At 65.9% G+C, this 20,442-nt stretch carries 20 protein-coding genes; 7 read left to right on the top strand and 13 right to left on the bottom strand.

Features of this window, described 5'->3' with window-relative positions:
* Positions 1-9: 9 nt before the first annotated feature.
* The 3 genes from pyrH to rpsB are packed head-to-tail and all read right to left on the bottom strand — an operon-like array spanning position 10 to position 2,633.
* Complete coding sequence (gene pyrH, locus IPK65_08140) at positions 10-741, bottom strand: UMP kinase (GenBank protein MBK8163104.1); 732 nt, start codon at positions 739-741, stop codon at positions 10-12.
* A gap of 3 nt (positions 742-744) precedes the next feature.
* Positions 745-1,632, bottom strand: coding sequence for an elongation factor Ts (locus tag IPK65_08135; GenBank protein MBK8163103.1), 888 nt, complete (start codon positions 1,630-1,632; stop codon positions 745-747).
* A 41-nt stretch (positions 1,633-1,673) separates the two neighbouring features.
* A complete protein-coding gene (gene rpsB, locus IPK65_08130; GenBank protein MBK8163102.1) occupies positions 1,674-2,633 on the bottom strand; it encodes a 30S ribosomal protein S2 in 960 nt (319 codons plus the stop codon).
* A 470-nt stretch (positions 2,634-3,103) separates the two neighbouring features.
* On the opposite strand from rpsB, the gene map reads away from it, so the two are divergent.
* The 3 genes from map to rrtA all read left to right on the top strand — a co-directional run bounded on the left by map (position 3,104) and on the right by rrtA (position 7,186).
* The gene (map, locus tag IPK65_08125; protein MBK8163101.1) at positions 3,104-3,871 is read left to right on the top strand and encodes a type I methionyl aminopeptidase; all 768 of its coding nucleotides are present in this window, start codon (positions 3,104-3,106) and stop codon (positions 3,869-3,871) included.
* A gap of 68 nt (positions 3,872-3,939) precedes the next feature.
* Positions 3,940-6,570: a [protein-PII] uridylyltransferase gene (gene glnD / locus IPK65_08120; GenBank protein ID MBK8163100.1), complete on the top strand. Its 2,631-nt coding sequence runs from the start codon at positions 3,940-3,942 to the stop codon at positions 6,568-6,570.
* Positions 6,560-7,186 carry a rhombosortase gene (gene rrtA, locus IPK65_08115; protein ID MBK8163099.1) on the top strand — a complete coding sequence of 209 codons (627 nt, stop codon included), beginning with the start codon at positions 6,560-6,562 and terminating at the stop codon, positions 7,184-7,186. The genes glnD and rrtA overlap by 11 nt, the downstream gene beginning before the upstream one ends.
* A gap of 167 nt (positions 7,187-7,353) precedes the next feature.
* Here rrtA and IPK65_08110 read toward each other — a convergent pair whose 3' ends face one another.
* Complete coding sequence (locus IPK65_08110; GenBank protein MBK8163098.1) at positions 7,354-7,578, bottom strand: hypothetical protein; 225 nt, start codon at positions 7,576-7,578, stop codon at positions 7,354-7,356.
* Between the two features lie 396 nt (positions 7,579-7,974).
* Here IPK65_08110 and IPK65_08105 point away from each other — a divergent pair, with 396 nt between their 5' ends.
* Positions 7,975-11,523, top strand: a complete 3,549-nt coding sequence (locus IPK65_08105; protein ID MBK8163097.1) for a DUF1631 family protein — start codon at positions 7,975-7,977, stop codon at positions 11,521-11,523.
* 8 nt (positions 11,524-11,531) lie between these two features.
* On the opposite strand, the gene IPK65_08100 is transcribed toward IPK65_08105, so the two are convergent.
* The 3 genes from IPK65_08100 to IPK65_08090 all read right to left on the bottom strand — a co-directional run bounded on the left by IPK65_08100 (position 11,532) and on the right by IPK65_08090 (position 13,479).
* Positions 11,532-11,996, bottom strand: coding sequence for a peptidylprolyl isomerase (locus tag IPK65_08100; GenBank protein MBK8163096.1), 465 nt, complete (start codon positions 11,994-11,996; stop codon positions 11,532-11,534).
* 191 nt (positions 11,997-12,187) lie between these two features.
* Positions 12,188-12,544, bottom strand: a complete 357-nt coding sequence (locus IPK65_08095; protein MBK8163095.1) for a DMT family protein — start codon at positions 12,542-12,544, stop codon at positions 12,188-12,190.
* Positions 12,545-12,657: 113 nt separating this feature from the next.
* Positions 12,658-13,479 (bottom strand): glutaminyl-peptide cyclotransferase, encoded by an 822-nt coding sequence (locus IPK65_08090; protein MBK8163094.1) that lies wholly within the window; start codon positions 13,477-13,479, stop codon positions 12,658-12,660.
* A gap of 386 nt (positions 13,480-13,865) precedes the next feature.
* Between IPK65_08090 and IPK65_08085 the strand changes: the two genes are divergently transcribed.
* Positions 13,866-14,072, top strand: coding sequence for a DUF2061 domain-containing protein (locus IPK65_08085; GenBank protein MBK8163093.1), 207 nt, complete (start codon positions 13,866-13,868; stop codon positions 14,070-14,072).
* A gap of 84 nt (positions 14,073-14,156) precedes the next feature.
* Here IPK65_08085 and IPK65_08080 read toward each other — a convergent pair whose 3' ends face one another.
* Entirely contained in the window at positions 14,157-14,999 is an 843-nt protein-coding gene (locus IPK65_08080; GenBank protein ID MBK8163092.1) for a 23S rRNA (adenine(2030)-N(6))-methyltransferase RlmJ, read from the bottom strand.
* A 214-nt stretch (positions 15,000-15,213) separates the two neighbouring features.
* On the opposite strand from IPK65_08080, the gene IPK65_08075 reads away from it, so the two are divergent.
* Entirely contained in the window at positions 15,214-16,488 is a 1,275-nt protein-coding gene (locus IPK65_08075) for a HAMP domain-containing histidine kinase (GenBank protein MBK8163091.1), read from the top strand.
* On the top strand, positions 16,481-17,032 hold the full coding sequence (locus tag IPK65_08070) for a response regulator transcription factor (GenBank protein MBK8163090.1): 552 nt from the start codon (positions 16,481-16,483) through the stop codon (positions 17,030-17,032). The genes IPK65_08075 and IPK65_08070 overlap by 8 nt, the downstream gene beginning before the upstream one ends.
* Before the next feature lie 72 nt (positions 17,033-17,104).
* Here IPK65_08070 and IPK65_08065 read toward each other — a convergent pair whose 3' ends face one another.
* The 5 genes from IPK65_08065 to IPK65_08045 form a co-directional block, all read right to left on the bottom strand.
* The gene (locus IPK65_08065; GenBank protein MBK8163089.1) at positions 17,105-17,839 is read right to left on the bottom strand and encodes a carbonic anhydrase family protein; all 735 of its coding nucleotides are present in this window, start codon (positions 17,837-17,839) and stop codon (positions 17,105-17,107) included.
* Between the two features lie 82 nt (positions 17,840-17,921).
* Positions 17,922-18,653, bottom strand: a complete 732-nt coding sequence (locus IPK65_08060) for an LrgB family protein (protein MBK8163088.1) — start codon at positions 18,651-18,653, stop codon at positions 17,922-17,924.
* On the bottom strand, positions 18,650-19,012 hold the full coding sequence (locus tag IPK65_08055; GenBank protein MBK8163087.1) for a CidA/LrgA family protein: 363 nt from the start codon (positions 19,010-19,012) through the stop codon (positions 18,650-18,652). The genes IPK65_08060 and IPK65_08055 overlap by 4 nt, the downstream gene beginning before the upstream one ends.
* Positions 19,013-19,048: 36 nt before the next feature.
* Positions 19,049-19,801: a DUF2238 domain-containing protein gene (locus IPK65_08050; protein MBK8163086.1), complete on the bottom strand. Its 753-nt coding sequence runs from the start codon at positions 19,799-19,801 to the stop codon at positions 19,049-19,051.
* Between the two features lie 60 nt (positions 19,802-19,861).
* Complete coding sequence (locus tag IPK65_08045) at positions 19,862-20,302, bottom strand: hypothetical protein (GenBank protein ID MBK8163085.1); 441 nt, start codon at positions 20,300-20,302, stop codon at positions 19,862-19,864.
* Positions 20,303-20,442: the final 140 nt, after the last annotated feature.

Genomic DNA, 20,442 nt, shown 5'->3' with positions numbered 1-20,442 from the left:
CCTTCGCTCCTATTCGACGATCGTCCCCTCGTTCCCTTCCATGACCACACGGCGCAGCGCCCCCGGCTTGTTGATGTTGAAGACGCGCAGCGGCATGCGGTTGTCGCGGCACAGGACGATGGCGGTGGCGTCCATCACGTCGAGCTTGCGGTGCAGCACGTCGTCGTAGCTCAGACGGGGATAGAATTCGGCATCGGGATGCTTGTGGGGGTCGGCCGAATAGACGCCGTCGACCTTGGTCGCCTTGAGCACGGCGTTGGCGCCGACCTCGATGCCGCGCAGGCTGGCGGCGGAGTCGGTGGTGAAGAAGGGATTTCCGGTGCCGGCGGCGAACACCACCACGCGCCCCTTCTCCAGGTGGCGGATGGCGCGGCGCCGGATGTAGTCCTCGCAGATCTGGTGGATCTGGATGGCGGACATCACGCGGGCGTACATGCCGTGCTTTTCCAGCGCGTCCTGGATCGCCAGCGCATTGATGACAGTCGCCAGCATGCCCATATGGTCACCGGTGACGCGATCGAGCCCGCCCTTGGCGAGCTGGATGCCGCGGAAGATGTTGCCGCCGCCGATCACCAGCGCCACCTGGATGCCGTAATCGATCAGGTCCTTCACCTCCACGGCGATGCGGTTGATCACGGCCGTGTTGATGCCGTAGTCGTCCTCCCCCATCAGGGCCTCGCCGCTCAGCTTGAGCAGGATGCGGCGGTACAGCGGCTGCGAGGATCCTGCCCGCGCCTGCATGCGTCAGCCTCCGCGGACCTGGGCCATCACTTCGGCGGCGAAATCGGTGGCGGCCTTCTCGATGCCCTCGCCCACCTCGTAACGCTGGAACCGGATCACGCGCGCCTTTGCCTTGTCGAGCAGCTTGGCCACGGTGGTCTCGGGGTCCTTCACGAAGGGTTGCCCCAGCAGGGTGACCTCGGCAAGGAATTTCTTGATGCGCCCCTGCACCATCTTTTCGATGATCTCCGCCGGCTTGCCGCTCTCGGCGGCCTGCGCGCTGAAGATCTCCTTTTCCTTGGCGATGACATCCGCCGACACGTCCTGCTCGGAGACCGCGACCGGACGGCTGGCCGCGATGTGCATGGCGATGTCCTTTGCCAGCGCGGCGTCGCCGCCCTGCAGCTCGACCAGCACGCCGATGCGCATGCCGTGCATGTAACCACCGACGATGCCGCTTTCCGGCCTGAACTGCACAATGCGGCGCAGGTTGATGTTCTCGCCGATCTTCATGATCAGTTCCTTGCGCGCGGTGTCGATCGTGGTGTCCTTGCCCGCGTCGATCGGCAGGGCAAGCAGCTGATCGACATCCTGCATGTTCGCAGCCACGGCGCGCTTCAGCGCCTGCTCGGCGAAGGCGTTGAAATCGTCACCCTTCGCCACGAAATCCGTCTCGCTGTTGACTTCGAGCATGGCGCCCGAGCGACCGTCGGCGGCCACCTGCATGACGATGCGCCCGTCAGCCGCGATACGGCCGGCCTTCTTGCCGGCCTTGACCAGACCCTGCTTGCGCATCAGGTCGATGGCGGCCTCGACGTCGCCCCGGGTCTCGACCAGGGCCTTTTTGCATTCCATCAGTCCGGAGCCGGTGCGCTCGCGCAGGTCCTTAACCAGTGCTGCTGTGATTTCCATCTTCAAACCTCGTATATCTGTTGACCGTGCGATCGATCCGCTCAGACCCCGGCGACCGGCTGTTCCAGATCTTCGTCGACGGCGTCCACGGCCTTGTCGCCGTCGCCGGCTTCACCTTCCTTCTTCTTGCGCACGCGCGCCTTGGGCGCCGACACGGTCACCTCGGCAGCACCGCCTTCGGCGGCATCCTTGGTCGCGCCCTTCCGCTTGACGGCGACCTTTCTGGCGACGGCCTTCTTGCCCGGCGCCTTCGCCTGCGGCGCGCCGCTCTCGTCCACCTCGACGAACTCATCGGCCTCACCCTGCATCTGCAGGGCGGCGGAGCGTCCTTCGAGGATCGCGGCGGAAGCCGAACCGAGGTAGATCTTGATGGCGCGGATGGCGTCGTCGTTGCCCGGAATCACGTAATCCACCCCGATCGGGCTGCCGTTGGTATCGACCACCGCAACCACCGGGATGCCGAGCTTGACGGCCTCGCTGACGGCGATCTTTTCATGCCCGACGTCGATGACGAACAAGGCGTCGGGAAGTCCGGCCATGTCCTTGATGCCGCCCAGGCTGCGCTCGAGCTTGTCCAGCTCGCGCCGGCGGTTCAGGCCTTCCTTCTTGTTGATGCGCTCGTGCCCGCCACCTTCCTCGAACAGCGCCTCGAGATCCTTCAGGCGCTTGATCGACTGCTTGACGGTCTTGAAATTGGTCAGCATGCCGCCCATCCAGCGCTGGTTCACGTACGGCATGCCGCAGCGCACCGCCTCTTCCTGGATGGTGTCGCGCGCGGCGCGCTTGGTGCCGACGAACAGGATCTTGCCGCGATTGGCCGCAAGACTGCCGACGAAGTTCATCGCGTCATTGAACAGCGGCAGGGTATGCTCGAGATTGATGATGTGGATCTTGCTGCGTTCCCCGTAGATGTACGGTGCCATCTTGGGGTTCCAGTACCGGCCCTGGTGGCCGAAATGCACGCCAGCCTCAAGCATCTGGCGCATGGTGACGTTTGCCATGGTAACTACACTCCTATTATGGGTTAATCCTCCACATACCCCACGTATCCACCCGCTGCGCGGGCACCCAGATACATGTGCGTGGCATGTGTGTGAAATTCAGCCTGGACAATCTGCGGCGTATCGCCCCGGGTTCCGCCTGCGCGGACCGGGAGCGCGAAAGCCCCGAATTATACGCACTGAAATGTACTTTATATATAGTATGTTGCGCGCGTTTTATACCACATACCGGGGGACAGTACAAATCCGGCGTGGATGCGGGACCGGGCCGCATCGCGGCGCTGTAAATTTGTCCTGATCCACTGTACTATCCGTAGGCATGGAAGAATCTTCAGGTATAACAGTCATGTACCAAATCGTCGGCGGCCGGCGCGCGGCCAATTCCCACCCCCGCAGTCAACCACCCGCGCGGTGCGCCGGGAGCGGTCGGCCTCCGTCCGGGCCGCGGGCCGGGACATGAGCACGCGAACATGAGCATCCACATCAAGACCGCGGAAGAGATCGACAAGATGCGCACCGCCGGCCGCCTCGCGGCCGAGGTGCTGCGCATGATCCGCCCCCACGTCATTCCCGGCGTCACCACGGTACGGCTCGACGACATCTGCCACGATTACATCACGCGCGTGCAGGACGCGATCCCGGCGCCGCTGAATTATCACGGCTTCCCCAAGTCGATCTGCACCTCGATCAACCACCAGGTCTGCCACGGCATCCCCGGCAACAAGGTGCTCAAGGGCGGCGATATCGTGAACATCGACATCACCGTGCTGAAGGACGGCTATCACGGCGACACCAGCAAGATGTTCTTCGTCGGCGAACCGTCGATCATCGCGCGGCGCGTCACCCAGATCAGCTACGAATGCCTGTGCATCGGCATCGAGATGGTCCGGCCGGGCGTGCGCCTGGGCGACATCGGCTTCGCGATCCAGCATCACGCCGAAGCGAACAACATGTCGGTGGTTCGCGAATACTGCGGCCACGGCATCGGGCGCAACTTTCATGAGGAGCCGCAGGTGCTGCACTACGGCATGCCCGGCACCGGGCTTGCACTCGAGCCCGGCATGACCTTCACCATCGAACCGATGGTGAACGCCGGCAAGCGCCACGTGAAGCTGCTGCCGGACCAGTGGACGGTGGTCACCAAGGACCGCAGCCTTTCGGCGCAGTGGGAACACACCATCCTCGTCACCGGAAACGGCCACGAGGTACTGACCCGCCTGCCCGACGATCCGCTCTGAAGCGCAGCCGCCGCGCTTCCCGTCGCAGCACATCCCTGAACCGGACATCCGCCGTGCCCCTCACCGACATGCAGCTCTTCTTCAGCGGTTCCTTCGACCGCGCTCTGGCGAGCACCACGACGCCGCTGGAGCTGTTCCGCCATACGCTCCAGTCCGTCGACCAGGCGCTGGCGGAGCGCTTCGCCAAGGGCGTCCCGGTCACCGACCTGGTGCGCCAGCGGGTATGGTTCGTGGACGAACTGCTGCTGCGCGCCTGGCACCGCTTCATCCCGCCGCAGGGCGGCGGCATCGCGCTGGTCGCGGTCGGCGGTTACGGCCGCCATGAACTGCATCCGAATTCCGACATCGACCTGCTGATCCTGCTCGAGCCGGACGCGCAGGCCGCACGCCAGGGCAGCCTGGAGAAATTTCTCGCCTTCCTGTGGGACATCGGCCTCGAGGTCGGGCACAGCGTGCGCACCGTGCAGCAATGCGTCGAGGAGGCCGGCCAGGATGTCGGCGTCGCCACCAACCTGATGGAGGCGCGCCTGCTCGCCGGGGACGATGCGCTGTTCCAGACGATGTGCGCCCGGACCGGGCCGGAGCATGTCTGGCCGACGCGCGCGTTTTTCGAGGCCAAGTGGCGCGAGCAGCTCGCCCGCCACCGCAAATACCACGACACGGCCTACAACCTCGAGCCGAACGTGAAAGAGGGACCGGGCGGCCTGCGCGACATCCAGACCATCGCCTGGGTGGCGAAACGCCACTTCAGGACCGGCACGCTGCGCGACCTGGTCGCGCGCGACTTTCTCACCCAGCGCGAGTACGCCGACCTCGCCCAGGGCCGGGAGTTCCTCTGGAAGGTGCGCTACGCCCTGCACCTCCTGACCGGACGCAACGAGAACCGCCTGCTGTTCGATTACCAGCGCACCCTGGCCGCGCAGTTCGGCTACCAGGACGACCATCGCCTTGCGGTCGAAAATTTCATGAAGGACTACTACCGCGCCATCACCGAGCTGAGCCGGCTCAACGAGATGCTGCTGCAGCTGTTCCAGGAAGTCATCCTGCACGCCGACGCTCCGGTGGAGATCGTCAGGATCAACAAGCGGTTCCAGTCCTGCAACGGTTTCATCGAGGTCGCTGACACGGGTGTGTTCAGGCGCTATCCGTTCGCGCTGCTGGAGATCTTCCTCCTGCTGGAACAGGACCGCACCCTCAAGGGCGTGCGCGCGGCCACCATCCGGCTGATCCGCGACCACCGCCACCTCGTCGACGACCGCTTCCGCAACGACCTGCGCTGCCGCAGCCTGTTCATGGAGATCCTGCGCCAGCCGAGCGGCGTCACCCACGAGCTGCGCCGCATGAACCGCTACGGGATACTGGCGGCCTACTTCCCGGCCTTCGGCACAATCGTCGGTCAGATGCAGTATGACCTGTTCCACGTGTACACGGTCGACGACCACACCCTGCACGTGCTGCGCAACCTGCGCCGCTTCACGGTGCCGGCCTACGAGCAGGAGTTTCCGCTCTGCAGCCGCATCATGAAGCGCATCCCGAAGCCGGAGCTGCTTTACCTCGGCGCGCTGTTCCACGACATCGCCAAGGGGCGCGGCGGCGATCACTCCGAACTCGGCGCCGCGGACGCCTTCGCCTTCTGCCGCCATCACGGCCTGAGTGACTACGACGCCCACCTGGTTTCCTGGCTGGTGCGCAACCACCTGATCATGTCGAGCACCGCCCAGCACAAGGACATCAGCGATCCGGACGTGATCGCCGAGTTCGCGCGCAAGGTGGGCGATACGGCCCGGCTCGAGTACCTCTACCTGCTCACCGTGGCGGATATCCGCGGCACGAACCCGACGCTGTGGAACGGCTGGAAGGACGCCCTGCTGATCGACCTCTACAGCTCGACGCGCAGCATCCTGGGACGCGGACTGGATTCTCCCGTCGACAAGGACGAGCGCATCGCGGAGACCCGCACCGCCGCCCTCGCGCTGCTGGCGGTCGCCGATGCGGAGCGCATCATTACGGTCTGGAGCGAGCTCGACGAGGAATATTTCCTGCGCCACTCACCCGACGAGATCGCCTGGCAGATGCGCCTGATCCTCGCCGGCCGCCCGGAGGACCTGCCCCTGATCCGCGTGCGCGAGGAGACCGGCCGCGGCGGCACCGAAATCTTCATCTATGCCCGCGACCAGGACCATCTCTTTGCCATGACCACGAGCGCCCTCGACCAGCTCGGACTGAACGTCCTCAACGCGCGCGTCATCACCACGCGCAGCGGTTACACGCTCGACACCTATATCGTACTCGACGAGAACGGCGGCACGATCCGGGATCCGCACCGCATCCGCGAGATCGCCGACACCATCCGCACGCGCATCTCCCGCGGCGACATCCGCGCCGCGCGCACCTCGCGCCGGCCGGCGCGCCAGTTGCGCCACTTCTCCATACCCACGCAGGTGGTGTTCAGCGAGGATGCGCATCACCGCTACACCATCGCGGAACTCACCACCGTCGACCGGCCCGGCCTGCTCGCGCGCGTGGGCCAGGCCTTCGTGGAGTGCGGCGTCCGGCTGCAGAACGCCAAGATCGCGACCTTCGGTGAACGCGTCGAGGACGTTTTCTTCGTCACCGACAAGAGCAACAGGCCGCTGAATGGCCAGGCGCAGCTCGATGCGCTGCGCGATTCCCTCATCAGGCATCTCGATGAAAAATGACGCCGGCACGGGCGCACGGCGCGGATACGGGGAAATTACGGCGCGGCACGCCCTGCCGCTCGCCCTGGCACTGCTCGCGGTGGCGGCGATGATCGGCGGACAGGAGCTGCGCCCGTGGCTGCGCTACGACCGGGCGGCCATCCTCGAGGGTGAGGTCTGGCGCCTGCTGTCCGCGCACATCGCACACCTCGGATGGAAGCACCTGGCAATGAACCTGGTCGGGCTGGGCCTGATCTGGATGCTGTTCGGACGGTTCCACACCATGCTCGAATGGCTGGCGGTCACGCTGTTCTGCATGCTCGGCGCCAGTCTCGCCCTGCTGGTGCTGCAACCCGAGGTGCACTGGTATGTCGGACTGTCCGGCGTGCTGCACGGCCTGTTCGTGGCCGGCGCGCTGGCAAGCCTCGCGGCAGGGTATCGCGCGGAGCTACTCCTGCTCGGCCTGCTCCTTGCCAAACTGGTATGGGAACAGATGTTCGGCGCGCTGCCGGGCTCGGAGAGCTTCGCCGGCGGCACCGTGCTCGTGGACTCGCATCTCTACGGCGCGATCGCCGGGCTGCTCGCCGGCGCGATGCTCCTGATGCGCACGCGGCGGCGAGGCAAGGCGGCGGACTAGTCACGTCCGGGGCCGCCGCGGCAACGCGGCGGCGGCCCTCGTCAGGCCCGCGCGCCGCGCGCATATCTATATAAAGAGGAAAGGGCCCATGCGGGCCCTTTCCGGGTATATCATCCGCCGCGGCGCCCGTATCTCCCGGGTTGCGGCAAGACCGGAGGCCCGGTCCGTTACTGCCCTTCGGCCGGAGCGGGTTCCGCGGGTGCTGCGGGTTCCGCGGGCATCTCGCCCATCGTGGCGTCGTGGCTCTGCTCGTCGGTATGCTCCATCATCGTGTCGGCGGAGTTCTCCATCGTGTCCTGCGGCTCCTCCATGCTCTCGTCCTTGCCGCTGCAGCCGGCCAATCCCAGCACCAGGGCCAGCATCACCGCCGATATATTCGCTGTCTTGTTCATTTCCGTCTCCTTGTCATATAGATATCTCATGCATCGCCAGGCGAAGAATCTTCCGCTCGTCAACCCGCGTGATTGTAGGGAGCGCCTCAGGCAAAGTCCACATGGGGGCAGGAGGCGCAGCCGCATCCGGGGACCGGATCCAGGGGCCGGGTTCCGCGCTGACGAAACGCACCTTGCCGCCGCCCAACCCGGGGAACAGCTTGAACGGCCTGGGATCAATCGTAAATTCTAATATATTTCATTTAGTTACAGGATCGGCGACGATGCCGTAACGGTCACAGCCCGTCTGTCCCCAATGACTGCCCGCTTCCCGCGCATCCCGAAAATGCGAACTGATTCAAAATTCTTACCGTAACGCCGATAGCCTCTACCAAGGGGAATAGCCGGCATCCATTTATGTCATCAGCGAGCAAACGATCGGTTACGAGCGAGCGCGGCGGCGCCGACAAGCGCCATTTTCAGCGCTATCGCGTGCGCCTCGACGCCGTCTGCAGCACCCTCCGGGGCTCGCCGCAGCACCGCTGCGAGATTCGCGATCTCTGCCTCAGCGGCATGCTGCTGAACTACCAGCAGGACACGGCGAAGAATTTTCTGCCGGTGGTCGGCGAGCAGGTGGACATCCGCTGCGCCGTGCCGGGCGACGCACGCCAGAACAACCTGCGCTTCCGCGCCCGCGTCGTTCGCACCGACGGCGAAAGCGCCGGCGTCGCGCTGATCGATCCCGACCTCAACGCATTGCAACTGCTCATCGACTTCGCCGTCACACAGGAAGGCGGACGGCGGCGGGACGCGGACGCCGGGAGGACGGCTCCGGTCGCGGGTTCGCCGGGAGCCGCAGACAGCCGCCGCCTGCTGGACGCGTGTCGCGGAATGGCGCGCGATATCATGCGTCCGCTGATGGAGGGTTTCATCTCCCATGCCGGCGGCCAGTTGTTCGACTCGGCGGACCATGCCAGGAACGTCACGGAACAAAACTCGTATTTCGACGCGCTCGGCATCCTCAACCGTTCCCACGGCATCCTGCAGGAAAATTTCACCGGCTCCTACCTGGAGCGCCTCGAAAGCACACCCAGGGCCCTCGCAGGAAACGCCGGCGGTGCCGGCCCGTCTGCGGCCAAGCTTTCACTGGTCGAAGAGGACGTGCTGGACGACTGGCTCGCCGTTTCGGACATCGCCAACTACATCGAAGCGCGCCAGCAGAGGGAAATGAACGAGCTCGAGCAACGCCTGGGCCTGCTTTACGGCGTCTCCGTCGACAGGGAGGGCAACCCGCTCGGCCCGTATGCCTTTGCGCAGGCCTTCCAGCAGGCGCTCAAGCTGCTCGAACTGGCCCGGCCCGCCACCCAGATCTGTTACGCGTCGTTCAAGGCCGTGCTGCTCGATCACCTGAGCGATCTGTACGCCCGCATGAACGCCTGCCTGATCGAGAACGGCGTGCTGCCCGACATCAAGATCGGCGTCATCGTGAAGCGCACGGAGGCCCAGGAGTCACAGCGCACCCGGGAGGAAGCGCCGCGGAAAGCCCGCGCGGCGACCCGCACGGACGCCGCAACCGTCCCGGCCGCCACGGAGGGCGACCGCAATGATGGTGACCGCGATCTCTACGGCATCGTGCGCGACATCTTCTCGCTGCGACGCCAGTTCGGCCACCACGACGGCGGGATGGAAAGCTTCGACCTGGAACAGAACAGCGCGGCCGCCGGCGGCACGCCCGCGGCGGGCGACCCGCACGGCGGCAAGGTTTATTCCACGGAAGAGATACTCACCGCCCTCTCGCAGTTGCAGGGCAGGCGCGGAGACATGCAGGAAAGCGGCGGCGCGGGCGGGTATCACTCGAAGATTCTTCCGCTGATCAGCGAGCGCGGCGCCCTGGGCGATGCGGACAAGCGCATCGGAGGGCGCGAGAGCGGCATCATGTACGTCGCCGGCAATGTGTTCGAATCGATGTTCAAGGACATGCTGCTGGAGAAGGGCGTGCGCGCCTGGCTGCAGCGCCTCGAGATACCGCTGCTGAAACAGGCCATCCTCGACGAATCCATCTTCCTGGACAAATCCCACGTCGCGCGCCAGGTGGTCAACAGGATCTCGCAGCTCGAGCTGTACGGCGACGGACAGGACGGCGACGGCGGCAACGCCATCCAGAGACAGGTGAACACGCTCCTGAACCGCATCGCCGACGAGATCGACATCGATCCCGAGGTCTTTTCCAAGGTGCTCAGAAAACTCAATACCCTGGTCCAGATCCAGGACACCGCCTACTCGGAAAACGTGCGCGACGTGATCGACGTCTGCGAAAGCGAACAGGCCGTGGACGCTGTGCAGGAGGCCCGCGCCGTGGAGGACGCATCCGCCGGCACGGACACGGAGGAGCTGCAGGAATGGCGCAAACGCGCATCGCGGCTCAAGGTGGGCAGCTGGGTGCTGTTCGTGACGGACTCCGACAACCCGCAGCGCCTCCGGCTCGCCTGGGTTTCGAAAAACTGCGACCGCTACGTGTTCGTGAACCTGCGCGGACTGCGGGAAAAGACCGTGGAACTCGGCCAGCTGTCACGCCAGCTCCATGACGGCGCCGCCGTCATCCTGGACAGCGGCGACGAACCGGCGATGGACCGCGCCCAGTACAGCATGCTGCAGAACCTGCACCACCAGCTGCTGTTCGAGACCACCCACGACCAGCTGACCGGCCTGTACAACCGGCGCGAGTTCGAACGCCTGCTGCAGGAAAAGATCGAGGATGCCCGGCTGGGGGCCGCGGTGCACGCCCTGCTCTATATCGACATCGACCAGTTCAACGTGATCAACACGACCTGCGGCTACGACGCCGGCGACAAGCTCCTGCTGGAGATCGGCGAGCTGATGAAAACGAGCGCCGCCGGCATCAATGCGATCGCGGGACGCATCGGCGCGGATGAATTCTGCCTGCTGCTGGACAACTGCTCTACCATGGAGGCGAGCCGCATCGCCGAGGAACAGATCGACAGGATCCGCGACTACCGCTTCACCTGGGCGGAAAAGAAATTCTCGGTGTCCTTCGGCATCGGGCTCGCGCAGATCGACGGGACGTCCAGCCATGCCGCGCAGGTGCTCCAGGCGACCGAATCCTCCTGCCGCGCCGCCAAGCAGCAGGGCGTGAACCGGATCCAGATACACCGTCCCGACGACGCGCTCCTGCGCGACGAGCAGCGCTCGATGAAATGGATTTCACGCATCGACAAGGCGCTGGAGGAAGGCGAGCTGGACCTGCGCTACCAGAGCATCGTCCCGATCGCGGGCGAAGGTGCGCAGCCGCCGCACCACGTCGAGGTCCTGCTCGGCGTGACCGACGAGGACGGCAACCCGATGTCGCCGCAGGAGCTGATCCTCGCGGCGGAACACTATCACCGCATGCCCGCCATCGACCGCTGGGTGATCCGCACCGCGTTCGCCTGGATGGCGGAGAACCGGGACAAGATCGACGCGCTGGGCGGACTCGCCATCAACCTGTCCGGACGCTCGCTGAGCGACGATTCGTTCAAGGATTTCATCCTGGATGAGGCGGCCCGCAGCGGCGCGCCGATGGACCGCGTCTGCTTCGAGGTGACCGAGACGGCCGGCATCGGCAGCCTCACCGACGCGGCCGAGTTCATCCTGGACATGAAGAAGAGCGGCTGTACGTTCGCGCTCGACGACTTCGGCAGCGGGCTCTCCTCCTACGCCTACCTGAAAAACCTCCCGGTCGATTTCCTCAAGATCGACGGCGCCTTCGTCAAGGAGATGGACCGCAACCCGAGCGATTACGCCGTTGTGAAATCGATCAGCGAGATCGGCCACTTCATGGGCAAGAAGATCATCGCGGAGTACGTCGAAAACGAGGCCATCCTGGCCCTGCTGCGCGAGATCGGGGTGGATTACGCGCAGGGATACGTCATAGACAAGCCGCGCCGCCTGTTCGATTTCACCGGCTGACGCGCGCCCTAATGGGCGTGCCCGTGGGCCAGCTCCTCCTCGGTCGCGGTACGCACACCTTCGATGCTGACGCTGAAATACAGGATCTGCCCCGCAAGCGGGTGATTCGCATCGATCAGCACGCCCTCGTCGTCGCTCTCCCTGACCGTGACGCGCATGACCTGTCCGTTCGGCCCCTGGGTCTGGAACTGCATGCCCGGCTCCACCCGCTCGATGCCTTCGAAGGCGTCGCGCGGTACCCGGCGGATCAGGTCCGGATCGACCTCGCCATAGCCGTCCTCCGGCTGCACCGTGACCTCGAGCCGGTCACCCGCGCTGCCGCCGACCAGGGCGATTTCCAGCCCCGGGATGATATTGCCGGCGCCGTGAAGGTATACCAGGGGATCCTGGCCGACCGAGGAATCGAGCTCATCGCCCTCCTCGTTGGTCAAGGTGTAATGAATGGACACCACGCAATCGTCTTGTATCTGCATCTGACCCCTCCGACAAATGAATAGACAAAACCGCCCGCCCGGCCCGTGCGATTTCCGGTCCGGCGTCCTCCCCTGCAACCTTCGCATTATCGGCCGCGGACTGCAACCGCGGCCGGTACTGTCGCCCGCTCCGACCGCGAGGTGTGCGCATCCTGCCGCCGCGCCACGCCGGCCGTCGGACGGCGCCCGGCCTATGCAGCGAACACCTTGGCACGGAACAGGAAAAACACCGCGCCGAGCAGGCACAGACCCGCCCACAGATAATCGAGGGTCAGCTTTTCCTTGATGTAGAACAGCGCGAACGGGACGAACACCGTCAGCGTGATGATCTCCTGCAGGATCTTCAACTGCCCGACGGTCATCACCTGGTGGCCGATCCGGTTCGCCGGCACCTGAAACATATATTCGAAGAAGGCGATGCCCCAGCTGACCAGCGCCGCGATCACCCAGGGCTGATGGGGAAGGCTCTTCAGGTGACCGTACCAGGCGAAGGTCATGAAGATGTTGCTGCAGCACAACAGAAGGGTTGTCGTCAGATATGCGTTCATCGGTCTGCCTGCCAGTTGGAGAATGGTCATTGGCGGGCGCGTCGGACGCGCCCGGCGCCAAGATACCGCATTCCGGCACAAACCGGATACCGCCCGCGCCGGCCCCCGCCGCTTCACCGCCGCGGCGTCTGCCCGTCGACCAGCCTGATCTCGAACAGTCTCGGCCACCGCTTGCCGGTCACGAACAGCCGGTCGTTTTCCGCATCGTAGGCGATGCCGTTCAATACGCTGCCCGGGGCGCCCTTGTCCGCGGGTGCGAGCAGGCCCGCGAGGTCGATCCAGCCGGTCACCGCTCCGGTCCCGGCCGCGATGCGCACGATCCGGTCGGTCGGCCACACATTGGCAAAGATCTCCCCGTTCACGTATTCCAGCTCGTTCAGGCCGGTGATCTCGCGCCCGCCGTCACGCACCGGCAGGACCCCCATCTCCTCATAGGTCCAGGGGTTGAGGTAGCGCAGGACGGAAGTCCCGTCGCTCATGATCAGGCGCTCCCCGTCGTGCGTCAGCCCCCAGCCCTCGCCGGCATAGGTGAAGGTCTGGCGCAGCCGCAGTGTGGCGCGGTCGTAGACGAAGCCGAGATTCGAGCGGAGCGTCAGCTGGATCAGGTTCGGCCCCCAGGCGGCGAGGCCTTCACCGAAGTACTTCCCGTCGAGTGGCAGTTTCTGCAACACCCGGCCGCTCTTGAGCTCGACCCGGCGCACCGACGAGGCGCCGTTGAGCCCGGTACCCTCGTACAGCTCGCCGTCCAGGTAGACCAGGCCCTGCGTGAAGGCACGGCGGTCGTGCGGGTAGATGCGCACGATGCGGAAGCCGGATACCGGGGCGGACCCTGCCTGACCCGTGGCGCCCGCCGGTGCCGCGCCGTTCACATCGGCGAGGAGGAAGGCGCACAGGATCAGGGACAGCAGAAGTCCCCACCGCGCAGGTGAATGCATGCGCGCTGTTCGCGGGATCATAGAATGAGATCGTGCGTCACGTTAGATCAGTACCGCTTTCTCACGGCCGACGGGAGCTTCACCGCTCCCCCTGAAAGTATTATGGTGGATGCCGGATCAAACGGCTATGGTAAGAACCAGGAGACGTACTGCCAGGGACGGCCATCATAAGACGGCGAGCCCGGCATCGATCCGACACCGCTGTCATCCGCCATGCGCGTGCGATCGTTCATGGCACCTACGCATCACCTTCCTGTCCCCTGCCACACCGCGTCACTGAGGCCCCGGCCATAGCCGCGCCCTATCGCCCGCCAAGAATAAATCGACTTTGATCCTGCATGAGAACCATTATTATCTATTACAGGACCTCGTGAACGGGACAGACCATGACCAAGACACTGACATTCGCCATCCTGCACTTCTCGATCGCCTTTGCGGTCGCCTGCCTGCTGACCGGCGACGTGGTGATCGGCGGCGCGGTGGCCCTGATCGAGCCGGCGGTAAACACGGTGGCGTTCTACTTCCACGAACGTGTGTGGCGCAGGATCGAGGCGCGGGGCGGGACTCATGCCCCGCCGCACCTTGCCGCCTGAATGACGGGCGGTGGCTGGCGCGCACCCGGCAGGGAACACCCTGCCCGCGCCTCTCCAGCCGGATGACCGGCTGAAGAATCCCGGCTACTCCGGCACCAGCTCGAACATGCGGTAGTGGCCGCCGCCGTCCCGGCCCAGCGCGTCGGCGAGAAACGGCAGCACCGCCTCCATCTCCTCGTGCAGGGTCCAGGGCGGGTTGACCACGATCATGCCGCTCGCGGTCATGCCGCGCTCCCGGCCGTCCGGTTCGACACCCAGCTCGAACAGCATGACACGGCGGACCCCGCTCCGCCGCAGTGCCTCCTCCATCCCGTCGATCCTGCGGCGCTCGATCACCGGATACCAGAGCGCGAAGATCCCGGTCTCGAATTGACGACAGGCGCGCGACAGCGCCTCGACCGCCCGGCGATAGTCGGTCTTGATCTCGTAGGACGGGTCGATCAGGACGAGGCCGCGCCGCTCGGTCGGGGGGAGGAAACCGATGCATTCGCGGAAGCCGTCGCCGTACACCACCTTGATGCGCCGGTCCTTCTGCGCGAACGATTTCAGCTCCCTCAGCTCGGTCGGATGCAGCTCGCACAGCACGAGCCGGTCGCGGGCGCGCAGGCGGCGGCGCTCGAAATACGGCGATCCCGGATAGGCGCGCAGGCGGTCGGAGGCGTTGTACTCCTGCACCGCGGCGAGATACTCCGCGAGCGGGGCCGGCAGGTCACCGCGCCCCCAGAGCCGGCCGATGCCGCCTTCGAATTCGCCGTTTCTGCGCGCGTACGTGCCGGTCAGGTCGTAGCCGCCCGACCCGGCATGGGTGTCGAGGCAGAAAAAGGGCTTGTCCTTGATGGCCAGGTGGGCAAGGATCCGATCGAGCACCAGATGCTTGAGCACATCGGCGAAATTACCTGCGTGGAAGGCGTGGCGATAGCTCAGCATGGCGGAGGACCCGGGGCGACCCGCGCATGATAGCAGGATGGCCGCACGATCACACGACAGCGGCCCGCGGCAAGACAGGCCGCCACGGCCCGCCCGTACCTGGCGCAGAAGCCATCCGCGCCGGCCGGCGTACTGCGACAAAATGCCGCACCCCGGCCCCCGGGCGCGGGCCTGTGCTATAGTTTGCGCCGAGCCGCCACGTCACGCGCAATCCATGCACGCGCTACTCCCCGCATTCACCGCCTCCACCCGCCTGAACCTGCAACGCCTGGTGCTGTTGCGCGCCGTCCTCAACGGGGGCGAACTCGTCGCGCTGATCGTGGCCACGACGGCGCTGGGGATCCTGCTGCCCGTGGCGGCCATGAGCGCCGTGGTGCTGGCGCATGTCCTGCTCAATCTTTATACGGCCTGGCGCCTGCGCCGCCCGTCTCCGGTCCGCGAACGCGAGCTGTACGTACAGCTCGCCCTGGACATCCTCGCCTTCGGCGCCCTGCTCTACCTCAGCGGCGGGGCCACCAACCCGTTCTCCTTCCTCCTCCTGCTGCCGCTCACGGTGTCGGCGGCGGCGTTGCCGCAGCGCTACAGTTACGCCACTGCCGGGCTCGCGATCGGCGGTTACAGCCTGCTGATGCTGTTCTACCGCCCCCTGCCGCAGCCGAGCGCGCACGGTTTTCACATGCACGTGGTGGGCATGTGGATCGGGTTCGTCCTGAGCGCCGCGCTGATCGCCTATTTCGTGACCCGGATGGGCATCGCGCTGCGCGAACACCAGCAGCGCCTGGCGCACGCGCGCGAGCGCGCCCTGCGCGACGAGCGCCTGCTCGCGCTCGGCACGCTCGCGGCCGGCGCAGCCCACGAACTGGGGACGCCGCTCGCCACCATGGCGGTGGTGACCGACGAGCTGGCGCGTGAATGCGCGGACGATGCCCGCCTCGGCCGGCGGCTGGCGATCGTGCGCGCCCAGATCGACCGCTGCAAGCAGGTGCTGTCGGGGCTCTCTGAACAGGCCGGCGAGGCGCGCGCGGAATCCGGACGCAAGCTGGGGCTGCGCGCGTATCTCGACGCACTGATCGAGCAATGGCACCGGCGCCGTCCGGAGGTCCGCCATCAGGTCGACTGGACGGGCGCGCAGGGAGCGGGACCCTGGATCGTGGTGGACCGCACGCTGGATCAGGCCTTGTACAACCTCCTCGACAACGCCGCCGACGCCTCGCCCGACAGCGTGGAGATCGTGGCGGGCTGGGACGAGGATACGCTGCGAATCAAGGTCTGCGACCGCGGCCCCGGCTTCCGGCCGGAGGACCTCGCGCGCGCCGGCCAGGCCTTCTTCACCACCAAGGACGGGGGACAGGGGCTCGGACTGTATCTGGCGCTCGCCACGGTCACCCGCTACGGCGGCAGCCTGGATATGCACAACCGAGGCAGCGGCGGCGCCTGCGTGCACCTGACCCTCCCCCTCGCGCGCATCCGGGTGGACGCGGATGAATGAGTCCGCCGCCCCGCGCCTGCTGCTGGTCGACGACGACGCGATCTTCAGCGAGGTGCTCGCCGAGGCCCTGGCGTATCGCGGCTACCGTGTCGATGTCAGCCACGACGCCGTGGACGCCCTTGTGCAGGCGGAACGTGCGCCGCCGGATTACGCGCTCCTCGATCTGCGCATGCCCGGCCCCTCGGGCCTGACACTGATCAGGGCCCTGACCGAGCTAAACCCCGCCGTTCGCATCGTGGTGCTGACCGGCTACGCCAGCATCGCGACCGCCGTGGAGGCGATCAAGCTGGGCGCCGTACACTACCTCACCAAGCCGGCCGGCGTGGAGGATATCCTCGCCGCGCTGCGGGACACCGCGGAAGCCGTCTCCCGGCCCGGGTCGCCGCCCCCCGCGCAACGCCCGTCGCCCGAGCGGCTGGAATGGGAATACCTGCAGAAGGTCCTGCAGGAGCACGACGGCAATGTCTCCGCCACCGCGCGCAGCCTCGGCATGCACCGCCGCACCCTGCAGCGCAAACTCGGCAAGCATCCGGTCAAAAAATGATCCGCCAGCGGCGGGGTCCGGTCCCGGATGAGGCCCGGCGCGCCTGCGCCGGGCCATGAGAAACGTCAGTAGTTACTGCAGAACGGGACGTGCGAAGAGCGGCTGCAAGGGACGGTTGGTGGGATGGTGCATCACATGCGCGAAGTGTTCGATCTGCGCCTCGGATGCCGTCATGGCCTCCTTCATCACCAGCCAGCGCACGCCCTCGGAGCACGGCGGCGTGGTCAGGGAGCCGTTGAAGCGATAGTAATCGCGCTGCGCCGGCAGCAGGCCTTCCGCCGAGACTTTCGCACCCAGCGCCGACTTGTCGCCGGCCTTCTCCGGCATTACCTTCCAGGCCTGGCCGATGACCTCGTTGGCCGCGCCCGTCTCGAACATCACCGCCACCACCGCAAGATTGCCGTCCTTGTCGGCATGCACCAGATGTCCTTCGAGGGCATAGGACCTGCCTTTGATATGATTTTCACTCGGGGCATGGAAGTGGAACTGCTTGAGATCGAACAGCCGCCCGTCGATCGCGATACTGCTGCCGGACTCGAAGTTGACCTGGATGGTATGGCCGTTATTTATTATCTCATGTCCGGCGGCCTGATACTTGAATTCGATCGGGGCCAGCTCGGCCTCGATCATGGCGTCGAGGTCGATCGGCGTCTGGTTCCTGCCGGAACCGCACAGGCTGAATTCGGGACTCAGCTCCCCCCAGTGTTCCGGTCCGGTATGGCCGGAATATTCCCAATGTGATTTGTCCCCGGCCCAGGCCAGGCCGGTGGCAAACAGGATCCCCGAAACGAGCGCGGCACTTTTCATCAGCTACCTCCGTTGCTTGGTGATGGAAAAAAACGCGATGGTAGCAGGTCGCGCGCGGCAGGAAAACCGCGGGCACGGCGCCTCAGATGATGTGCGCGACCAGCCGCATCAGCCAGGGCAGGATGAGCGAACTCGCCAGCGCCGACAGCGCCATGGCCAGTCCGGAGAACGCGCCCATTTCACTGCTGATCTGGAAGGCGCGCGCGGTACCGATGCCGTGCGAGGTCACTCCCATGGCGACGCCGCGGATCCCGTCGTCGCGGATGCGCAGCAGGTCGAACACCTTTCCACCCAGCACGGCGCCGAGTATGCCCGTCATCACCACGAGGACGGCGGTGAGCGACGGCAGCCCGCCGATGCGTTCCGAGATGCCCATGGCCACCGGCGCGGTCACCGACTTGGGCGCGAGGGACAGCGCGGTGACCGGGGTCGCGCCGAGCAGGCGCGCGATCACCGCCGCGCTCACCGCCGCGGTGCAGACCCCGGCCAGCACCGCCGCGCCGACCGGCAGCCACAGCGTGCGCAGCTTGGACAACTGGCGGTAGAGCGGCACCGCCAGCGCCACCGTCGCCGGACCGAGCAGGAAGTGGACGAACTGCGCGCCCTCGAAATAGCTGCCGTAGGGGATGCCGGTGATGAGCAGGAAGGCGATCAGCAGGCCGACCGCGACCGCCACGGGATTGAGCAGCGGGCTCGCGCCGGCGCGCTGATAGAGGTGCCACGCGGCGAGGTAGGCCACCAGGGTGACGGTCAGGCCCAGCAGCGGCGAGGCGGAGAGATAGACCCAGATGTCCGACAGGTCCGTGCGCATCACTCCGGTCCTCCGCGGGCGACCAGGCGCTGCATCACGCGCATCACCAGCGCCGTCACCGCCAGCGTAACCAGCGTGCCGAGCACGAGCGCGACGCCGATCGGGAGCCACTCGTCTCCGATCCGGTGGAAGTGCACCAGCACACCCACACCGGCCGGCACGAACAGCAGCGAAAGGTGGCTCAGCAGGGAGGTCGACGCGTTCTCCAGCGGCGCCGCCGCGCCGCGCCGGATCACCAGGGTCAGGAACAGCAGGGCCATCCCGACCACCGGCCCGGGGACCGGAATTCCCAGCAGCAGCACCGCCGCCTCACCGATGAGCTGATAGATCACCAGTATCGTAATGCCGGTCAGGAAATCCATCGGGCCCCATCCTTCCTGCTGTCCGTCCGGCGCACCCTACTCATCGACGCGGTGATCCTGCTTCTCCCGCCACAGGCGCGCGATCTCGTCCTCGCCCAGCGGCCGGACATGCTTGACGCGCAGGCTTTCGGCCCATTCGCGTGCGAAATCCTTCTGCAGGTAGAGGTTGATGCCGAGCACGATCAGCATGGCGATCAGCGCGCCGATGCTCGCCAGCAGCATGTCCTTGTGCGCGTCCCAGATGTCGCCCTGGGTGCCGAGATAGGCCATGCCGAGTTCACCGCCGAACGCCTCCGCTGCCGCCCACTCGATCAGCTCGTACACCATCGAGGTGGACATGGCGAAATCGAGCGGCAGGAAATAGCCCCAGAAGCCACCCGCCCGCGCGACCCGGAAATAGATCTCCCGGATCGGATAGAACAGCAGCAGGCCATAGAGGAAATGCACGATGCGGTCGAAGTTGTTGCGCTCCCACCCGACCAGCTCGTTGAAACCCGTCCCGGCAAGCGCGTGGAACCATGCGTCGTAAGGGACCTCCGCATAGGTGTAGTGCGCGCCGACCTCGTGGATGAACAGGAACGCGAAGATCAATGTATAGGAGACGCGCGACAGCGGCAGCCGGCCGGCCGTGAGCCAGAGCAGGCCGAGGAACAGCACCGGCAGCACGTTTTCCAGCAGCCAGTCGCTGCGGTAGCTGGGATCGATCGCCAGCAGCAGCCATTCCACCAGAAACAGGAGGGTGAGGATCAGCAGGTAGCGGCGATGGGAAACCGGGCGCAGCGACATCATGTCGATAACCGCATGTGAAATCCCGTCCGGCCGTTCATCGCCGCCCCCGAAGGCCTGATACTAGAACCGCGAGAAGACCACTGTAACCATCATGGCCGCCGCCACCCCGGCGACCGGGGCCGCGATCACCGCCAGCATCGGCAGCGGTCGCGGCGCATCCGCGTCCTCCGCACCCCGGCCGGGAACCGTCATGAAGACCAGCGTCAGCAGCGGGAACAGCAGGACGGATCCGATCAGCCCGAGAAAGGCCTTCGGCACGGACCAGCCGAGATCGAGCGCGCGGCGCAGCGTGAGCGGGACGAACAGTAACATCAGGACGGCCATCAGCACGAGATTGACGCCGAAACCCAGGCCGCTGATGCGCGTGTCACCGCCGGTCTGGCCATCGAGCGTCACGAGTGCGAGCGTGAGCAGGGCTCCGAGCACGAACAGGATCCCGGCGACGAAGCGGCCGCGGTCGAGGGCGCCCCAGGCATGAAACAAGGGCTTGCGCTTATACACGTGTGGAATTGTTCTTCTCGTCGTCAAACATGCCGCCGGCCGCGACTGCGGCAACCGGAATCCCTGCCGGACCCCTCCGGGACATTGCGCCGGAAATCGATCGCCGCCCGTGACTCCAGACAGCATGATATCGCCCGTTC

This window comes from Gammaproteobacteria bacterium, from assembly GCA_016712635.1.
Taxonomy (GTDB): Bacteria; Pseudomonadota; Gammaproteobacteria; order SZUA-140; family SZUA-140; genus JADJWH01.
This window is presented reverse-complemented; position numbering and strand designations above follow the sequence as displayed.